Genomic DNA, 18,624 nt, shown 5'->3' on the forward strand with positions numbered 1-18,624 from the left:
ATTATGCCCCGCTATAAAGCAATCATTGCCTATGATGGCACTCATTTTCATGGCTTTCAAAAGCAGCCTAATGAGCGTACCGTTCAAGAAGAAATAGAAAAAACGTTAGCACGCATGAATAACGGACGCTCCGTGACGGTTTTTGGTTCAGGACGAACAGATGCAGGTGTTCATGCAATGGGCCAAGTGATTCACTTTGATTATCCGCAGGAACGTCCGTTGGAAAAAATGCGCTTTGCGTTAGACACACAAACACCCGAAGACATTGCTGTGCGAAGCGTGGAACGTGTTTCAGAAGACTTTCATGCACGTTATCACGTGATCGAAAAAACCTATCAATTTAAAGTGGACATTGGCAAACCACGAAGTCCATTTCGACGTTTTTATGCCAGTTATTTTCCGTATCCCATTGATCTCGAAAAAATCCAACAAGCTTTACCTGATTTATTAGGTACCCATGATTTTACCTCTTTCTGTGCCTCAGGAAGTTCAGTAGAAGATAAAGTCCGAACTATTCATGAAGCCAGTGTTCATGTCAATGAAACGGGGGATGAATTAACATTCACTTTTCGGGGCGATGGTTTCTTGTACAAAATGATTCGGATTTTAGTTGGTACGCTATTGAAAATCGGCAATGGGCGGCTGGAACCAACCGCGATTCCAGCAATTATCGCAGCCAAAGATCGAAATTTAGCAGGTCCGACTGCTCATCCAGAAGGATTGTATTTAGCAGAAGTGAAATATGAAAAATAAAAAGACGTAGACCTTACAAGAAAAGGTCTGCGTCTTTTTAGTTGCAAAATTTAGATGTATTTAACAGCTGTTCCGTAAGCCACGACAGATTGCATGTCTGTGCCAATTGTGCCAGAATCAAAACGCATCATCACAACGGCATCTGCACCTAATTTAGAGGCTTCTGCTTTTAAACGTTCGATTGCTTGGTCGCGTGCTTCTCGTTGCATATCAGTGTAACCTTTGATTTCACCGCCAACTACGCTTTTTAGTCCAGCACCTAAATCTTTAAACATATTTTTAGAACGTGTGGTTAACCCGAAAACTTCTCCAATAATTTCATATTCTTGACCGCTAATTCTCTCGGTTGTTGTAACTAACATGGGCAATTTCCTCCAGTACTTGTTGGTAACTTCAATTTACCATAGTCAAGAGTTTGGTACAACGAATATACATAAAAACGACACTAGAAAAGATGCGCTTCCACATTTTTCTAGTGCCGTTTTAGTAATAATTAATCAAGAATAGGATCTTTTTTAGAAATCATGACCCAAACCCAACTAATTAGAAAAGCAACCGTTGCTGGAACGACCCAGCCCATGCCAATAGTGAACAATGGTAAGTATTGGCCGGCTTTTTCTAAAAGCGTTGTTACAAACGCCGTATCTTTGATAAAGGTAGGCGCGCTATTTAATGCATCTAAAACAGCAGCAATCAATGTGATATAGGTCGTTGCTTGATAGACTTCCCGTCGATGTTTGAAAATAGGACTGATGATTACCAAAAGCATTAAAGTAATCGCCAATGGATAAAGGAACATCAAGACTGGAACGGCAAATTGAATGATGTTGGTTAAGCCGACATTTGCAAAAATAGCTGGTAAAATAACAACAATTGCCAAGAATTTTTGATAGGAAACTTTCGGAAACATTTCTTCAAAAGTCTCAGAAAAGGCTGTGCTTAAGCCGATACCAGTTTTTAAACAAGCAAGAACTACGATAAAAGCCAGTAAAATACTCCCTGGTAGGCCTAAATAGTAATTAGCAATTTGGGCTAAGGCAATCCCGCCGTTTTCACTGATTGGAAAAGCCCCGATACTCATTGTTCCCATATAAGCAAGTAAGGTATAGATAATCCCCATCAATACAACACTGAAAGCACCTGATTTAATCATTCCTTTAGCGATATCTCCTGGTTTTTCGACGCCCATATTTCGTAAAGTGGAAACGACAACAATCCCAAAAGCTAATGAAGCTAAAGCATCCAACGTATTATAACCTTCTGTAAATCCTTTAAAAAAAGGACTTGAAATATAATTTTCACCAACAGCGGCACTGGCCACATGACCTAATGGTTTTACAAAGGCTAAAACAATCAAAATTCCTAGCAATGCTAAAAATAACGGATTTAAAAATTTACCCACATAATCTAAGATTTTACTTGGCTTTCTAGAGAAGAGCCAAACAGCTAAGAAAAATAATGCGGAAAAACCAGCAAGAACCAGCCATTGCAAGTCTTTAGGGACAAATGGTGCAAGACCAATTTCAAAAGAAGTAGTTGCTAACCTTGGTAAAGCAAAGAAAGGACCAATCGTTAAATATAATAGTAAGGTAAAAATAAGAGCATAACGACGATTAATCCGAGAAGCTAAGTCAAAAACACCTGAACTTTTAGAAACACCCATAGCAATGACACCAAGAAAAGGTAAGCCAATTCCAGTGGCTAAGAAGCCCAAGTTTGCTAAAAAGACGGAAGCCCCCGCTTCTTGTCCCATATGTACAGGGAAAATTAAATTTCCAGCACCGAAAAACAAACCGAATAACATTGAACCAACGTATAGATAATCACGCCAAACTAACTTTTTTTGCATAGATTCACACTCCTTAATATTGTCTTATTATTTAAAATAACAGAAGAAGAAACAGAGAGCAACCAGTTTTTATAGAAAACATTGGTTTTCTTATTTTTCTATGAAATAAGCATACTGATAATCATCACAATAGTGTCCATTTATATAAAATTCTTCTTTAAAATGTGCTTCCTGCACAAAACCATGTTTTTCATAGAATCGAATGGCTTCTTGATTGGTAGCCATTACTCGCAAACTCAGCTTATGAATCCCGCTTATCTGGGCCATCTCTTTGACATACGACAACAAAGAACCACCAATCCCTTGGCCTTGGAAATCTGGCGAAACGCCAATACTTAGTAGCCATTGTTTTTGATGAGCTGCTAACGAAGTGGGCGGATGGACTTCAATAAATCCAGCGAGTTGTTGTCCGCTAATGGCAACAAAAATCGTTTCATCTTTCATTTTTTCCTGATATGCCGCAAGCGAGAGTGGTTGTATCTCGGCAGGGGTATTCTTTTTTGTCCAAATGATTTGGTCCAAGGCATGTAATGCGGGCCAATCGGCTTCGGCAACTAAGCGAATAGTGAGTGAGGTAGACAAGATAATAGGGCTCCTTTTTCTGAAATTTTAAAATATAAAAAGACTATAGCATTTATTGTCTGAAAATTCAAATACTTTTAAAACGAAAAGAAAAATGGCTGCACCTTTTCGAGAAAATCAAAATATGCTACCATAGCTACCAGAGGATAGATGGTAAAAAAGAATCTATCTAAATGGAGGGTATGTTTGTGAAAAAAATGGCAGTATATTGTGGCGCCAGTCTGGGGAATGAGCCAATCTATCAGCAAGCTGCAGTAGCGTTAGCCGCTTGGATGAAAGAAAATCACTATGATCTAGTTTATGGCGGTGGCAATGTTGGTCTAATGGGTACGGTGGCTGACACGCTTTTAGCAGAAGGTGGAGAGGTAATTGGTGTTATGCCCACTTTTTTAATGGAGCGGGAGATTGCACATAATGGCATTACAAAGATGCATACAGTTAGCGATATGCATGCGCGTAAGAAAAAGATGATTGAATTGGCAGATGTATATTTAGCTTTACCCGGTGGGCCCGGCACGCTAGAAGAAATTAGCGAGGTGATCTCTTGGGGCCGAGTCGGTGAACATATGAATCCTTGTATTTTATACAACGTGAATGGTTACTATGATTTATTAGCTGCTTTTTTTGATAAAATGGTAGAAACTAGTTTCTTAACAGAAGCGGATCGAGCTAAAATTTTCATTTCAGATTCCTTAGAAGAAATTGGTGCATTTATTGATTCCTATGAACCGCCAATGATTCGTCAATACAAAAAATAACAAAAGAGGCAGTCACTCTAACCAGAATGACTGCCTCTTTTTTACTAGTTTTTCGTTAAAATCCGATGTAAGAACTCTTTTGTCCGAGCTTCTTTTGGATGGATAAAAATATCTTCAGCGGTCCCTTCTTCGGCAATGACACCTTTATCCATGAAAATAACACGATCGGATACGTCCCGCGCAAATTCCATTTCATGTGTTACAATCACCATTGTTAGCCCTGTATGGGCAAGATTTTTCATCGTTTTTAGCACTTCGCCAACCATTTCAGGATCCAATGCAGAAGTTGGTTCATCGAAAAGTAAAACATCTGGATCCATTGATAATGCTCGAGCAATGGCTACCCGTTGCTTTTGTCCACCAGACAATTGAGCAGGTTTGGCATCAATAAAACGAGCCATGCCAACTTTTTCTAAATTTTCTAAGGCAATTTTTTTGGCTTCTTCTTTGTTTCTTTTTAGGACAGTCATCTGACCAGAAGTACAATTTTCTAAGACATTCATATTATTAAATAAATTGAATGATTGGAAAACCATACCTAAATGGGTCCGATATTTGGGCAAACTATAACCACGTTCTAAAACATTTTTACCATTATAGATGATTTTGCCATCTGTTGGTTTTTCTAACAAATTAATACAACGTAGTAACGTTGATTTACCAGAACCAGAAGAACCGATAATGGTGACAACTTCTCCTTTGTTGACGTTCATATTAATATCTTTTAATACTTCGTTTTCGCCAAAGCTTTTTCGTAAATGTTCAATTTCAATAATTGTACTCATCTGTTTGCCTCCTAGCTTTCTTTTCCTTCTTCAGTTAATTCTTCTACTTTAACGTAAGCAGAAGGGCCATCCATTTTACGTTCCACAACACGTAAGATTCGTGTGATCACAAAAGTCATTACCAAGTACATGATGCCGACAATTGTAAAGGTTTGGAAGAACTGGAAGTTTGCGCCAGAAGCAGCATTCCCTTGGAAGAATAAATCTGCAACACCGATAACACTTAACACGGCCGTATCTTTGATATTAATGACAAATTCATTCCCTGTTGCAGGTAAAATATTACGTAATACTTGGGGAATAACGACTTTACGCATTGTTTGTCCATGGGTCATCCCAATCGCTTGTGCTGCCTCGAATTGTCCTTTATCCACTGCGAAAATACCTCCGCGAACAATTTCAGACATATAGGCACCAGTATTCACAGAAACGATAAATAGTGCGGCCACTGTTCGGTCTAAAGAGATGCCAAAAGCTAGAGCTAAACCATAGAAAATAACCATTGCTTGAACCATCATTGGTGTACCACGGAAAACTTCAATATAAATAGAAAGAATTAAATTTCCTAATTTTTGGAAGAAACGAGCGACTGGGTTTTCAGAATCTGGAATTGTACGGAAGACACCAATTAGTAAACCAAGGGTTGTTCCGACGACCGTCCCAATTAACGCGATAAATAGCGTTAAACCAGCACCACGTAAAAACATGTCGCCATATTGATTCCAAATATTTTTGAAATCGTTAATAAGTCCTGTTTTTTGTTCATCACTATCTGTTGCTGCAGGTTGATCCTTGATTGCTTGGTCCATAATTTTTGTCCGTTCATCTTGAGAAATACCTGCTAAAATTTTGTTTACTTTTTCAATGTCTGGATCGCCTTTACGCATGCCGACTGCTACTTGCGAGTCTTCAGCGCTAGCATCAAAGCCATTTTCTTTTGGAAATTCTAACATTTTTAATTCTTTATTGACACTAGTTGCTGTTATGCCTTCAGGGCGTTCACTAACATACCCGTCAATCATGCCAGAAGCAAGTGCTGTTCGCATAGCTGAAAAGTTATCCATTGCTTGCTGTTTATTGACATTTGGAATTTGATCAATTAATCCGTAGTGGAATGTATTTAGTTGAGCTGTAATTTTAGCATCAGCTAAATCTTTCAAGCTTTTTGCATTAGCGTATTTGCCATCTTTTTTTACAATTACGACAAATTGTGATTCATAATAAGGGTTTGTAAAAGCAATTTCTTTTTTTCGTTCAGCGGTTGGGCTCATTCCGGCGATAATGGCATCAATTTTTCCAGATTGTAAGGCGGGCGCCAAGCCGTCCCATTTGGTTTGGACGATTACTAATTTACGACCTAAACCATCGGCAATTTTTTTAGAAATTTGAACATCATAGCCGCCTGCATAAGAGTTGCCTTGAATAGGCACTGCGCCATGTGCGTCATTTTTCTGTGACCAGTTAAAAGGGGCGTAGCCAGCTTCCATGCCGACACGAAATTCACCATTTTCCTCCGCCGAAGCGTTGGTTGTCATGCCAAGTAACGAAAATAGCGTGACAAGTAGTAGACTGAATGAAAAAACTTTTTTGTTCATCTTTTTCTCTCCTTTAAATTTCTTGTCTGATTGATCGTTTTGTCTTTTTTCAATCAACAAGCTTTGATAATCAGCTGAGCAAAAGCGATTCTGTCTTTTTAAAGGAGAATACTTCTGTCACAACCTATTTTTGAATACAAAAAAACAACCAAACAGATGTAAGGTTGCTAGGTAATGTCGAAAAAAATTCCTCAACGAAACATAGCACAACTTAGCATCACTACTAAGACAGTCCGCAAGCTCTTAACTTACGTCCCAACACACAACAGAAGAGGCTCCGTTATGCATTTCGGCGATTGATCCTAAACTTGCTTCCCAGTGTCCTCTCACTCCACAAGCGTAATAAAAACCGCGACCTCTACCTCTTTTTTGAGGCACTATTCAGTTATTAAATTCAGTTATTAATTTTAGGATAAATCCAGAAGAAAGTCAATATGTTCCAGCAAAGGAATTTATCAAGAGGACACAAACACCATGAAATTAGCGTAACATTTTCCCTACGAAATAGAAACTAATACGAAAAAAGCAACCATTCCTAAAGGAACAGTTGCTTTTTACTTAAGCTTTGACAGCTTTTGGTTCACGACCTAAAATAGCTTGAAGAACAGTCAATACACCTAAAGAAGCTAAAATTGTATAAATTAGACTTGAGTAAGTTAAGATACCGAAATCCCAAGTTTTGTAAACTAATAAAACAATTGCTAAGGCGATAATAGCGATAACGTTGAAGAACGCAAAAGCCCAAAGATTTCCGTTTTCTTTACGAGAAAGATAAAAAACAGAGAACCAAATGCTTAAAACGCCCCAAGCGATGCAGGCAATAATTGCAGCCCAATAAATAATAAATGCGACCATTGTTGTTTCACCTCACTTTTACTCATGCATATTTTACCACGAGTTGAGAAATTTGTCACAAACTCTTTCAAGATAAATCAATATATAGGTAAGAAGTTTTCAAAAAGTGGAAAAACTTTTGGTGCTAATGTTAAAATACGTTATAATATAGAAGATTAGGAGCTGAATCGATATGCAAGATATCACGCAAGCCGAGGCAATTCATTGGTTGGCAACCCAACAAAAACTCACATTTTTAACAGGTGCGGGTATCTCGACAGCCTCAGGTGTGCCAGATTATCGTTCCTTAAAAGGTGTCTATCAAGGAATCCAGCAACCGGAATACTTATTGAGCCGGACTTGCTTAAAAACAGAGCCAGAAAAGTTTTATCAATTCGTTAAAACGCTCTATCATCCAGACGCACAACCTAATATCATTCACCAGAAAATGGCACAATTAGAGCAAATGAAACGGGGAAAAATTGTTTCACAAAATATTGATGGGCTTCATCGAAAAGCAGGTAGCCAAGAAGTGGTGGACTTTCATGGTAATTTATATGAATGTTATTGCCAAACTTGTGGTGCAACGGTTCCTTGGCAAGATTATTTGCTTAGTGATCGGCACGCTGATTGTCATGGACAAATCCGTCCAGCTATTACTTTGTATGAAGAAGGATTATCCGAAGAGGCAATCGAAAAAGCCATTCAGGCCGTTGCTTCTGCCGACTTAATCGTGATTGTCGGCACGAGTTTTCAAGTGCATCCATTTTGCGATTTGATTCATTATAAACAACCAACGGCAGCTATTTTAGCCATTAATCAAACGCCGCTATTTTTACAACAACCTTATTATTTTTTAGAAGCGAAAGCCGAAACGATATTTGCAGAATTAACGATAAAGGAGTAACGGAATGGAAGAATTTAAATCAGAAAAAGAAAAAATGATCGCAGGTACACTATATTTTGCCTCAGATCCTGAATTAGTGGCTGATCGCAAAAAAGCCCGTGAACAAATGGCGTTAATTAACCAACAACCAGACACTTATATTCGTCGTCAATTAATAGAAGAAACATTTGGAAAAGTGGGTGTCGGGACGTACATCGAACCGATGATTCAATTTGATTACGGCTACAACATTTCTGTGGGGAAAAATTTCTATGCCAATTTTAATAACGTTTTTTTAGATGTTTGTCCAATTGAAATTGGCGATAACTGTATGTTTGGCCCCAATGTGCAACTCTATACAGCCGAGCATCCATTACAAGCGGCCAAGCGTAATAGCGGAATGGAATCAGGGAAACGAATTATCATTGGCAACAATGTTTGGATTGGCGGTGGAGCGATTGTCCTTCCTGGCGTAACATTAGGTGATAATGTAGTGGTGGCAGCAGGTGCTGTTGTGACCAAATCGTTCCCAGAAAACTGTGTGATCGCAGGTAATCCAGCACGGATAATTAAAGAATTGACTGAAGATGACGCCCCAACAACTTCTTTAGAACAACAACGAGCAAAGATTAACCAAATCGATAAGGAACTGGTCCGTTTATTAGAACAGCGGATGGATGTCGTCGCAGAGATTGCTGCAGTGAAAAAGAAAGCAGGTCATGCGGTTTTTGATTCTGAAAGAGAACAACAAGTATTAGAAACTATTCTGAATCATGTTGAAAATGCCGATTATGAAGAAACATTATCTGAGACTTTCCAGGGAATTATGGACGCCTCTAAACGTTTCCAAGAAAAACATTTAGGAGAGTGAGGCGAAGGTTGTGGATGGAGAAATCAGAAGAAGAGAGATTGTTAAAAGATTAAGAGAGACCGAAAAGCCAATTAGTGCCACTCGTTTTGCAAAAGCTTTTGATGTCAGCAGACAAATTATTGTAGGGGATGTCGCTCTATTACGGGCGACAGGGGTCGAAATTGTCGCAACAGCTCGAGGGTATATGTTGGAACAACCTTTAGAAGGAATTGAGCGGAAAATTGCTTGTCAACATACGCCTGAACAAACGAGAGAAGAATTGTCAGTCATTGTTGCCAAAGGTGGAGAAGTGGTAGATGTGAGTATTGCACATCCGCTTTATGGGGAATTAATCGGCAGTTTGCGCATTCAATCAGAGAAAGATATTGATAAATTTATGGACAAGTATCAAAAAGAGCATGCTACATTACTATCAGTTTTAACAGGAGGCGTCCATCTGCATACTATTCGCTGTGCAGACGAAGAAACTTTCCAAGAAATCAAAGAGGCGCTTCGAAAAAAAAGTATTTTGTTTGAAGGATAACGAGAAAAAGAGAGGACATTGATGTTTGTTCAAGCCCTTTCTTTTTTTTCTTAGAAAATTACCAAAAAAAGATAGAAGAATTTGTGAATTTTCTTCTATTTTTTTAACTTTTTGCTAGAAATTTTTTATGAAACAGTATACTATTAAAAAAGGAGCCATTTAAACAATAACTATGTCAATTATTATGTTGGTACATAAAAATAAATGGAGAAAAATAAAAAAGGAGAATGAGTATGAAAAAACAATTTGCCCTGTTCTCTACCTTATTACTTTTAGGTTCATCAATGCCAGTAGGTGCATTTGCAGAAGGTAATAACTTGGTAGCTGAAAATAGTTCTGTCGCAGAAACAACCGCAGAAGCAACAACTGCTGAAGCCACTGAAACGACAGCGACTAGTGAAACAACAGAAGCGACAGAAGAATCAACAACTGAAACAGAAAGTTCAACCGAATCAAGTGAATCTGCAACCACGGAGTCCACGGAAACGTCAGGAACCGAAACGACAGATTCCACAACGGATTCTACATCCACAAGTACGACAGAATCGACTACTGACTCCACCTCGACGAGTACAACAGAGTCAACCACAGATTCTACGTCAACAAGTACAACTGAATCAAGTACCACGCCAACGACCACACCAAGTTCTTCTAAAGAACAGCCAAAACCTGGCACGAGTACTTCTGAATCAAAACAGCCGGCGAAACCAGTGACACCAACAGCACCAGCTGAAAAGCCAGTAGAGCAACCAGCAGCGTCAACACCGCAGCCTGAAATAGTCCCACCAGTTACAAATGAAACGGTTGGGTTAGTGGAAGACGATGAGACGTTTACGGTCAGCAAAACGAAGAAGACAGAAGAGTTTATTCAAGAAATCGGTGAATCTGCTCGGAAAGTGGCCAAGGACAAAAACTTATATGCTAGTGTGATGATTGCTCAAGCAATTTTAGAAAGTGGCAGCGGCAATAGTAAATTAAGCCAGAAACCAAACTACAATTTGTTTGGTATTAAAGGCGATTACAAAGGTCAATCTGTTTCTTTTATTACCTATGAAGACAATGGTTTCGGTAACCTATACACAGTAGAAGCAAAATTCCGTCAATATCCAACGTATAAAGAATCAATGGAAGATTATGCGAAATTATTGAAAAATGGTTTAGATTCCAATAAAGATTTCTATCATGGTGTCTGGAAAACGGAAGCCAAAACATACAAAGAAGCGACACGTTTCCTAACAGGAAAATATGCAACGGACAAAGATTATCATAAGAAATTAAATGCGTTAATTAAAACATACGATTTAACTTATTATGATAAAGAAAAAGCAACCGTTGAACCAATGGAATCAAATTTCCCAGCCTATAATGGCAAAAACTATGACATCTTTAATAGTTATGCTTGGGGCAACTGTACACAATATGTCTACAACCGTATTACGCAATTAGGTAAACGTGTGGACTTAACAATGGGGAATGGTCAAGATTGGGGCGAAACAGGTCGTGCACGCGGGTACAAAGTAAGTCGTACACCAAAAGCAGGCGCAGCGGTTTCCTTCCCAGCTGGTGTTTTAGGCGCAGACAATACTTATGGTCATGTCGCATTTGTGGAAAAAGTCTTTAAAGATGGTAGCATCTTAATTTCTGAAATGAACGTGAAGGGATTAAACGTTGTTTCGACACGTACAATCTCAGCCGATGAAACACATTTAATGAACTATATCGTTCCAAAGGATAAATAAAAAAATCAGCTCTTTGTCAATAAGAACGAATGAGTTGTAAAAATCAAAGCTAGCACTGAAGAAGCAATTTTAATTCTTCAGTGCTAGCTTTTTTTGTGGCAAAAAGTTTCTCCAATAAAGTTTAATACATTCAGTTATTGCCAGGAGATTTCAGGTCGGGATAAGTTAGCAACAGTCGCCGAGAACTATATTTTTTTTAGGTAGAATCATTTACTTTTAGGTGAAAGATGTCTTATAATTGTAAGCGGATACAAAAAATAAAAAAAGAGGTGGTTAAATGAGTAAAAAAGAAATAAATCAAGTAGTTGCCAGTAGCTATCAATTGTATATTAATGGAGAGTGGACAACAGGTAGTGGTAACAAAATGATTGCTAGTTACAATCCTAGTAATGGCGAAAAATTAGCAGAATTTGTTGATGCCACAAATGAAGATGTGGATCGAGCTGTAGAAGCAGCTCAAGAAGCGTTTCAGACATGGAAAGATGTTGATGTTGTAACAAGAAGCAATCTTTTATTGAAAATTGCTGATTTGATTGAAGAAAATCAAGAACATTTGGCTATGGTGGAGACTTTAGATAATGGAAAACCGCTTCGGGAAACGCAATCGATTGATGTTCCTGCCAGTGCAGACCATTTTCGGTATTTTGCTAGTGTGATTCGTGCAGAAGAAGGGTCTGTCAAAGAATTTGATAAGGATACGTTATCCATTGTTGTGAAAGAACCCATCGGTGTTGTGGGTCAAATTATTCCGTGGAATTTCCCCTTATTAATGGGCGCTTGGAAATTAGCGCCAGCGTTGGCAGCAGGTAATACTGTTGTGATTCATCCATCCTCGAGCACATCATTAAGTCTGTTGGAATTGTTTAAAATTTTTGATCAAGTCTTGCCGAAAGGAGTAGTGAATTTAATCACCGGTCGTGGTTCTGATTCAGGAAATTATATGTTGGCACATCCAGGATTTGATAAGCTAGCTTTTACAGGCTCAACAGAGGTGGGGTACACTGTCGCTAAAGCGGCGGCCTACCGCCTAATTCCAGCCACTTTAGAACTTGGCGGAAAATCAGCCAACATTATTTTTGAAGATGCCAATTGGGAACGTGCATTAGAAGGCGTGCAGTTAGGGATTTTATTCAATCAAGGGCAAGTTTGTTGTGCTGGGTCTCGTGTGTTCGTTCAGTCAGGTATTTATGATCAATTTGTAGAAGCTTTAAAGGAAAAATTTGAACAAGTGAACGTTGGATTCCCGTGGGAAAAAGATGTTGAAATGGGCGCTCAGATCAATGAGCATCAATTGGAAGAAATTTTAAAATATGTCGAAATTGGTGTGAAGGAAGGAGCTACGCTGATTACTGGAGGGCAACGTTTAACAGAAAATGGGCTAGACAAGGGGGCATTTTTAGCTCCTACGTTATTAGCAAACGGCACGAATACAATGTGTGTGGCCCAAGAAGAAATCTTTGGTCCTGTTGCAACAGTGATTAAATTTGAAACGGAAGAAGAAGTCATTCGTTTAGCTAATGATTCTGAATATGGCCTAGGTGGCGCCGTCTTTTCTCAAGATATCAATGTGGCATTACGGGTTGCTCGTGGTGTACGGACAGGTCGGATGTGGGTCAACACATACAATCAATTGCCTGCGGGCGCGCCATTTGGCGGTTATAAAAAATCAGGAATTGGTCGAGAAACGCATAAATCAATGCTAGATGCTTATACGCAAATGAAAAATATTTACATTGTGACAAAAGAAGAAGCAGATGGACTGTATTAAGTAGTGTAGTGAATTTTAGATAATAAACTTATTTTTGGTTATTGTTATTTTTAGAGCTAAACAAAACAATAATTTTTTGAAAAAATTGGGTGATGAGTAAAGTAAAACAAATTAAAAGTAAAGCCTGGTGCAAAAATCACTTTGGATTTTTGTACCAGGCTTTAAAGCGGAGTAACAATAGTGTTCACTCTTGGTTGTTTTTAATTTTCGACTATTGAATATTATAGAAGGAGTTATTTTGCTTCTTCTGCTTCAAATTTAGCAAAAGCTGTTTCAATAACTTCTTTTAATGCAGAAGCAGAAGCTTCCATTTTTTCTTGTTCAGCATCTGTTAATGGAATTTCAATGACTTGTTTAACTCCTTGGCGGTTGATGATCGCTGGTGCACCGATATAAATATCGTTTTGACCATATTCACCTTCTAAATAAACAGATAGTGGTAACACAGAGTTTTCATCGTTTAGGATAGCTTTAGTGATACGCGCTAGTGCAACCGCGATTCCATAGAAAGTAGCTCCTTTTTTCTCGATGATTGTGTAAGCAGCGTCGCGTACGTTGAAGAATAAATTAACCATTGCTTCTTCATCGACGTCAGGATTATTTTTCACCCATTCGTAAATTTGTAAGCCAGCGACATTCGCATGTGACCAAACTGGGAATTCTGTATCTCCGTGTTCCCCTAAGATGTAGGCATGGACATTTCGTGCATCAACGTCAACTAATTCGGCAATTGCTTGACGGAAACGAGCAGAATCTAGTGAAGTTCCTGAACCGATTACTCGTTCTTTCGGGAAGCCAGAGAATTTCCAAGTTGAATAAGTCAAAATATCAACTGGGTTTGCGGCAACTAAGAAGATACCGTTGAAACCAGAATCAACAATTGTTGTAACGATTTCTTTATTAATTTTCAAGTTTTTATGAACTAAGTCTAAACGAGTTTCGCCTGGTTTTTGAGGCGCGCCAGCTGTTAAGACAACTAAGTCTGCATCATGGCAATCGTCATAAGTAGCAGCATAGATTTTTTTAGGAGAAGTAAATGCTAATGCGTGAGATAAGTCCAACGCGTCTCCTTCAGTTTTTGGTACATTAATATCAATAATCCCAACTTCTTGAGCAATATTCTGAGTTACTAAAGCAAAGGCATAGCTAGAACCTACGGCACCGTCCCCGACTAAAATTACTTTTTGGTGATCTTTATTCCCTGCGGCTGCAGTCATGTGTACCATTCCTTCCTCTACATTCTTTTTCGTGAGCAACGAGTTTTTATTTCCTGTTGCTAAAGTGATAGTAACATGGTTTGTAAAAAAAGTCACGAACTTTGATTGTAAAAATGATACAGTTTTCAGACCTGTTTCAAAATGGTAGCTCTTACATGTGCGTAACTTCACTATCTTACGCATATTTAAATTTCTAAAAAATTTTTTTACATCTTTCTTAATCTTCAAAGACTGCGAGTTTTTTTATTTCTATGGTATAATGAATAAAACTGGGTAGCGCATACGCTTCCCAGCCATTTTGTGTTGGCAAGCTTATAATCCAAGGAGAATGAAAGATGAAAGTAATCGTAGGACTGGGAAATCCCGGTAGTAAATACAAAGAAACAAAACACAACATTGGCTTTATTACGCTAGATGAAATTGCGTATCGGCAAAATGTTTCGTTTAATAATAGTAATTTTGAAGCAGATATTGCAGAGTTTTTTATAGGGACTGAGAAAGTATTGTTAGTGAAACCATTAACATTTATGAATGAATCAGGTCGCTCTGTTGGTCCGTTGTTGACCTACTTTGGGGTAGATGAGGAAGACTTGATTGTTATTTATGATGACTTAGACTTAGAGGTCGGTAAAATTCGTTTACGGCAAAAAGGTAGTGCTGGCGGCCACAATGGGATAAAAAGTCTGATTGCCCATTTAGGAACTAATGTCTTTCCTAGAATTAAAATTGGCATTGGTCGGCCCTCAAAAAATGATACAGTTATCCACCATGTACTAAGTACTTTTCCCAAAGAAACACACGAAGAGATGTTACTTGCTGTAAAAAAAGCAGCCGATGCCGCTTTATATGCATGCGAAGGACATACGTTTGTTGAAACAATGAATCAATTTAATGGAAAATAGCAGAAAGGAGGGCCCTTGTTTGAATATTATCGAACGAATTAGCCAAACAGAAATTGCTAAATCATGGCGCAGTCAACTAATGACAACAGGAACGCGCCAACTAATTACTGGGTTATCAGGCTCTGCTAAAACATTACTGATGGCAGGCGCTTTACAAAAGACGCATCAAAAAATTGTTATTGCGGTCCCAAACCTATACTATGCCAATCAATTAGTAGATGATTTTTTAAATATTTTACCTTCAGAACAAGTTCATCTATTTCCAGTAGATGAAGTGTTATCCGCCGAAATGGCCTTTTCTTCACCAGAAGCGCGCGCAGATCGAGTGAGTGCGTTAAATTTCCTGATGACAGCGAATGCAGGAATTGTGGTCGTGCCAGTAGCTGGACTACGAAAATATTTGCCAACGAAAGAAACGTGGCAAAATGCGCAACTCCATTGGGAAATCGGGACAGAAGTAGAACCTGAAATCCTCGCGCAACGCTTAGTGTTAATGGGCTATGAACGCCAATCGATGGTCGGAAAACCCGGCGAATTTAGTATTCGTGGAAGCATTATTGATGTCTATCCGCTAAATGCCGAATACCCTGTTCGTGTGGAACTGTTTGATGTTGAAATCGACTCAATCCGTTATTTTGAAGCGGATACCCAACGTTCATTAGAAAATCTTGAAGAAGTAACGATTTCACCAATGACTGATTTAGTGTTCTCAAAGTCAGATATGAATCATGGCATGATGAGGTTACAAGATGCTCTAGAAAAACGTTTAGCGACAGCTAAAGATCAAACGGAGACCGATTTTTTAGAAGAATATTTTGGTCAGTTGCTGTCTTCTTGGGAACAAGGAATTCCTACAGAAAATGCTCACTATTATACAGATTTTCTGTACCAACAAAAAACTACGCTGTTAGATTATTTACCAGAAAATAGTTTGCTTTTTGTGGATGATTATTCTCGTATGATGGAAACGGAGCGAGAGATTGCTAGAGAGGAAGCGGAATGGCAAACCCTGAAAATTGAAGAAATGCGCGTGTTTTCTGAACAAACTTTTGGCGTAGACTTTCATGATCAATTGCGAAAAACTGCACGAAATACGACCTTCTTTTCACTTTTTCAAAAAGGAATGGGGAATCTTCGTTTCCAAGAAGTCCATAATTTTCAATATCGTTCAATGCAACAATTCTTCGGTCAAATGCCGTTGCTGAAAGCGGAAGTGGACCGTTGGCAAAAGCAAAACCAAACGGTCGTTGTTTTTGTTCCTACGAAAGAACGGATTCAAAAAGTCGAAGAGCTATTTCAGGACTTTGACATACCTAGCGTAGTAAGCAATTGGGATCAGTTGTTAGATGGGCATGTCCAAATTGTCCAAGGGGCATTACAAACAGGGTTTGAATTACCTAAAAACAAGCTCGTGGCGATTACGGAAAAAGAAATTTTTCATACAACGACCAAAAAACGGGCACGTCGTCAAACAATCTCTAATGCGGAACGTTTGAAAAGTTATAGCGACTTAAAAACGGGCGATTATGTCGTTCATGCGAATCACGGGATTGGTAAATATATTGGTATGGAAACCTTAGAAGTTGATGGGGTCCATCAAGATTACATGACTATCTTGTACCAAAATGATGACAAGTTATTTATTCCAGTCACACAATTGAACTTGATTCAAAAGTTCGTTGCTTCCGAGTCTAAAACGCCGAAAATTAACAAGCTAGGCGGCAGTGAGTGGACGAAAACCAAACGAAAAGTTGCTTCGAAAATTGAAGATATCGCGGATGATTTAATCTTACTTTATGCGACAAGAGAATCGGAAAAAGGTTATGCTTTTCCGCCAGATGATGCGTATCAAAAAGAATTTGAAGAGGCTTTTCCGTATTCTGAAACAGATGATCAATTACGTAGTGCTGCCGAAATTAAACACGACATGGAAAAATCTCGACCAATGGATCGTTTGTTAGTTGGCGATGTAGGGTTTGGTAAAACAGAAGTGGCTTTACGAGCGGCCTTCAAAGCTGTTAGCAACAATAAACAGGTTGCCTTTTTAGTGCCAACAACTATTTTAGCGCAACAACATTACGAAACGATTCAAGAGCGGTTTGAGGGCTTTCCTGTAGAAATTGGTTTATTAAGTCGTTTCCGCACGAAAAAACAGCAAAATGAAACAATTGAAAAAATTAAACATGGCCAAGTAGATATTGTGATTGGTACCCATCGTTTATTGTCGCAAGATATTAACTTTAGTGATTTAGGCTTGTTGATTATTGATGAGGAACAACGGTTTGGAGTGAAACATAAAGAACGACTAAAACAATTGCGTTCACAAGTGGATGTCTTGACGTTAACAGCAACGCCAATCCCAAGGACCCTTCATATGTCGATGTTAGGTGTCCGTGATTTATCCGTCATCGAAACCCCACCAGAGAATCGTTATCCGATCCAAACGTATGTCATGGAAAATAATCCTGGGGCGATTCGGGAAGCGATTGAGCGAGAAATGGCCCGAGATGGTCAAGTCTTTTATTTATACAATCGAGTAGATACGATTGAACGAAAAGTTGAAGAGTTACAAGCACTAGTTCCAGATGCACGAATTGCGTATGCACATGGTCAAATGACAGAAGTACAACTGGAGAATACTTTGTTTGATTTTATTGAAGGACAATATGATATATTAGTCACTACAACGATTATTGAAACAGGAGTAGATATTCCTAATGCTAATACCTTGTTTGTAGAAAATGCGGACTACATGGGCTTATCTACGTTGTATCAATTACGTGGTCGTGTGGGGCGTAGCAATCGAGTGGCCTATGCTTATTTTATGTACGAACAGCAAAAAATCCTAAACGAAGTTAGTGAGAAACGTTTAGAAGCAATTAAAGACTTTACGGAATTAGGTTCTGGGTTCAAAATTGCGATGCGTGACCTTTCCATTCGAGGGGCCGGGAACCTTCTTGGTGCCCAACAACACGGCTTCATTGATTCGGTTGGGTTTGATATGTACTCGCAGATGTTATCTGAGGCAGTTGCTCGTAAACAAGGGAAAAATATCCAAGACCAAAAAACGTCTGTTGAGATTGATTTGGGCATTGATGCTTATATTCCAGGAACGTACATTACAGACGAACGACAAAAAATTGAAATTTATAAACGGATTCGTCAATTAGAAAATATGGATATGTACGAAGAATTAGAAGCGGACTTGTTAGACCGCTTTGGAGAGTATCCTGACGAAGTGGCGCATTTATTAACCACTGGCCGTATCAAAATGGATGGCGACCGTGCCTTGTTAGAAAGTATTCGTAAACGCGACCAAAAAGTCAAGTTTGTGTTAAGTAAAATTGGCACAAAAACATACTCTGTGGAGCAGTTGTTTGAAGCGTTATCGGCCACCAGCTTAAAAGCGGATTTAGCAGTTGAGAAAGAACAAATGACTATTTCCTTGAAGTTGCCGAAAGATTGTAAAGAAGCTGTTTGGATTCAAGAAATTGCTACTTTTACAACCGCATTGCGACAAGAAAAATACAAACATTCGCAAGAAACGGATTCCCTTTAAAAG

At 38.7% G+C, this 18,624-nt stretch carries 16 protein-coding genes and 1 riboswitch; of the genes, 9 read left to right on the forward strand and 7 right to left on the reverse strand.

The features are described from left to right. Positions 1–3: 3 nt before the first annotated feature. Positions 4–753 carry a tRNA pseudouridine(38-40) synthase TruA gene (truA, locus tag IGJ52_RS01085; RefSeq protein ID WP_002376397.1) on the forward strand — a complete coding sequence of 250 codons (750 nt, stop codon included), beginning with the start codon at positions 4–6 and terminating at the stop codon, positions 751–753. A gap of 50 nt (positions 754–803) precedes the next feature. On the opposite strand, the gene IGJ52_RS01090 is transcribed toward truA, so the two are convergent. The 3 genes from IGJ52_RS01090 to IGJ52_RS01100 all read right to left on the reverse strand — a co-directional run bounded on the left by IGJ52_RS01090 (position 804) and on the right by IGJ52_RS01100 (position 3,184). Next, on the reverse strand, positions 804–1,115 hold the full coding sequence (locus tag IGJ52_RS01090) for a heavy metal-binding domain-containing protein (protein WP_002381365.1): 312 nt from the start codon (positions 1,113–1,115) through the stop codon (positions 804–806). 131 nt (positions 1,116–1,246) lie between these two features. Further along, positions 1,247–2,602, reverse strand: a complete 1,356-nt coding sequence (gene brnQ / locus IGJ52_RS01095) for a branched-chain amino acid transport system II carrier protein (protein ID WP_002383868.1) — start codon at positions 2,600–2,602, stop codon at positions 1,247–1,249. A gap of 90 nt (positions 2,603–2,692) precedes the next feature. Further along, complete coding sequence (locus IGJ52_RS01100) at positions 2,693–3,184, reverse strand: GNAT family N-acetyltransferase (protein WP_002376398.1); 492 nt, start codon at positions 3,182–3,184, stop codon at positions 2,693–2,695. A gap of 173 nt (positions 3,185–3,357) precedes the next feature. On the opposite strand from IGJ52_RS01100, the gene IGJ52_RS01105 reads away from it, so the two are divergent. Further along, positions 3,358–3,942 carry a TIGR00730 family Rossman fold protein gene (locus IGJ52_RS01105; protein WP_002383869.1) on the forward strand — a complete coding sequence of 195 codons (585 nt, stop codon included), beginning with the start codon at positions 3,358–3,360 and terminating at the stop codon, positions 3,940–3,942. 44 nt (positions 3,943–3,986) lie between these two features. On the opposite strand, the gene IGJ52_RS01110 is transcribed toward IGJ52_RS01105, so the two are convergent. From IGJ52_RS01110 to IGJ52_RS01120, 3 genes are all read right to left on the reverse strand, one after another. Continuing rightward, positions 3,987–4,727 carry an amino acid ABC transporter ATP-binding protein gene (locus IGJ52_RS01110; RefSeq protein WP_438791837.1) on the reverse strand — a complete coding sequence of 247 codons (741 nt, stop codon included), beginning with the start codon at positions 4,725–4,727 and terminating at the stop codon, positions 3,987–3,989. Positions 4,728–4,738: 11 nt separating this feature from the next. Beyond that, entirely contained in the window at positions 4,739–6,322 is a 1,584-nt protein-coding gene (locus IGJ52_RS01115) for an ABC transporter substrate-binding protein/permease (protein ID WP_002381368.1), read from the reverse strand. Between the two features lie 194 nt (positions 6,323–6,516). Further along, a riboswitch (Lysine riboswitch) is annotated at positions 6,517–6,691 on the reverse strand. A 189-nt stretch (positions 6,692–6,880) separates the two neighbouring features. Continuing rightward, positions 6,881–7,177 (reverse strand): hypothetical protein, encoded by a 297-nt coding sequence (locus IGJ52_RS01120; RefSeq protein ID WP_002356244.1) that lies wholly within the window; start codon positions 7,175–7,177, stop codon positions 6,881–6,883. A gap of 172 nt (positions 7,178–7,349) precedes the next feature. Here IGJ52_RS01120 and IGJ52_RS01125 point away from each other — a divergent pair, with 172 nt between their 5' ends. The 5 genes from IGJ52_RS01125 to IGJ52_RS01145 all read left to right on the forward strand — a co-directional run bounded on the left by IGJ52_RS01125 (position 7,350) and on the right by IGJ52_RS01145 (position 12,943). Beyond that, positions 7,350–8,063: an NAD-dependent protein deacylase gene (locus tag IGJ52_RS01125; protein WP_010816261.1), complete on the forward strand. Its 714-nt coding sequence runs from the start codon at positions 7,350–7,352 to the stop codon at positions 8,061–8,063. Positions 8,064–8,067: 4 nt separating this feature from the next. After that, on the forward strand, positions 8,068–8,913 hold the full coding sequence (locus IGJ52_RS01130; protein WP_002383873.1) for a chorismate mutase: 846 nt from the start codon (positions 8,068–8,070) through the stop codon (positions 8,911–8,913). Positions 8,914–8,923: 10 nt separating this feature from the next. After that, positions 8,924–9,436, forward strand: coding sequence for a transcription repressor NadR (locus IGJ52_RS01135; protein ID WP_002356248.1), 513 nt, complete (start codon positions 8,924–8,926; stop codon positions 9,434–9,436). Positions 9,437–9,663: 227 nt separating this feature from the next. Continuing rightward, positions 9,664–11,175, forward strand: a complete 1,512-nt coding sequence (locus IGJ52_RS01140; protein ID WP_289854218.1) for a glucosaminidase domain-containing protein — start codon at positions 9,664–9,666, stop codon at positions 11,173–11,175. Positions 11,176–11,452: 277 nt separating this feature from the next. Next, entirely contained in the window at positions 11,453–12,943 is a 1,491-nt protein-coding gene (locus tag IGJ52_RS01145) for an aldehyde dehydrogenase family protein (RefSeq protein WP_174094122.1), read from the forward strand. Between the two features lie 233 nt (positions 12,944–13,176). Here IGJ52_RS01145 and IGJ52_RS01150 read toward each other — a convergent pair whose 3' ends face one another. Continuing rightward, a complete protein-coding gene (locus IGJ52_RS01150; RefSeq protein ID WP_002356251.1) occupies positions 13,177–14,160 on the reverse strand; it encodes an L-lactate dehydrogenase in 984 nt (327 codons plus the stop codon). A 335-nt stretch (positions 14,161–14,495) separates the two neighbouring features. Here IGJ52_RS01150 and pth point away from each other — a divergent pair, with 335 nt between their 5' ends. Both pth and mfd read left to right on the forward strand, forming a co-directional pair. Then, entirely contained in the window at positions 14,496–15,062 is a 567-nt protein-coding gene (pth, locus tag IGJ52_RS01155) for an aminoacyl-tRNA hydrolase (protein ID WP_002361556.1), read from the forward strand. A gap of 19 nt (positions 15,063–15,081) precedes the next feature. Beyond that, the gene (gene mfd, locus IGJ52_RS01160) at positions 15,082–18,621 is read left to right on the forward strand and encodes a transcription-repair coupling factor (protein WP_010714993.1); all 3,540 of its coding nucleotides are present in this window, start codon (positions 15,082–15,084) and stop codon (positions 18,619–18,621) included. Positions 18,622–18,624: the final 3 nt, after the last annotated feature.

This window comes from Enterococcus sp. DIV1758 (genome assembly GCF_051711985.1).
In the GTDB taxonomy this organism is placed as follows: domain Bacteria; phylum Bacillota; class Bacilli; order Lactobacillales; family Enterococcaceae; genus Enterococcus; species Enterococcus faecalis.

Excerpts from the sequence above, each read along its gene's own strand:
- IGJ52_RS01110 (WP_438791837.1), bottom strand. The coding sequence starts at position 4,727 with ATGAGTACAATTATTGAAATTGAACATTTACGAAAAAGCTTTGGCGAA.
- IGJ52_RS01145 (WP_174094122.1), top strand. The coding sequence starts at position 11,453 with ATGAGTAAAAAAGAAATAAATCAAGTAGTTGCCAGTAGCTATCAATTG.
- truA (WP_002376397.1), top strand. The coding sequence starts at position 4 with ATGCCCCGCTATAAAGCAATCATTGCCTATGATGGCACTCATTTTCAT.
- IGJ52_RS01130 (WP_002383873.1), top strand. The coding sequence starts at position 8,068 with ATGGAAGAATTTAAATCAGAAAAAGAAAAAATGATCGCAGGTACACTA.
- IGJ52_RS01120 (WP_002356244.1), bottom strand. The coding sequence starts at position 7,177 with ATGGTCGCATTTATTATTTATTGGGCTGCAATTATTGCCTGCATCGCT.
- IGJ52_RS01090 (WP_002381365.1), bottom strand. The coding sequence starts at position 1,115 with ATGTTAGTTACAACAACCGAGAGAATTAGCGGTCAAGAATATGAAATT.
- IGJ52_RS01150 (WP_002356251.1), bottom strand. The coding sequence starts at position 14,160 with ATGACTGCAGCCGCAGGGAATAAAGATCACCAAAAAGTAATTTTAGTC.
- brnQ (WP_002383868.1), bottom strand. The coding sequence starts at position 2,602 with ATGCAAAAAAAGTTAGTTTGGCGTGATTATCTATACGTTGGTTCAATG.
- IGJ52_RS01115 (WP_002381368.1), bottom strand. The coding sequence starts at position 6,322 with ATGAACAAAAAAGTTTTTTCATTCAGTCTACTACTTGTCACGCTATTT.
- IGJ52_RS01105 (WP_002383869.1), top strand. The coding sequence starts at position 3,358 with ATGGAGGGTATGTTTGTGAAAAAAATGGCAGTATATTGTGGCGCCAGT.
- IGJ52_RS01140 (WP_289854218.1), top strand. The coding sequence starts at position 9,664 with ATGAGTATGAAAAAACAATTTGCCCTGTTCTCTACCTTATTACTTTTA.
- pth (WP_002361556.1), top strand. The coding sequence starts at position 14,496 with ATGAAAGTAATCGTAGGACTGGGAAATCCCGGTAGTAAATACAAAGAA.
- IGJ52_RS01125 (WP_010816261.1), top strand. The coding sequence starts at position 7,350 with ATGCAAGATATCACGCAAGCCGAGGCAATTCATTGGTTGGCAACCCAA.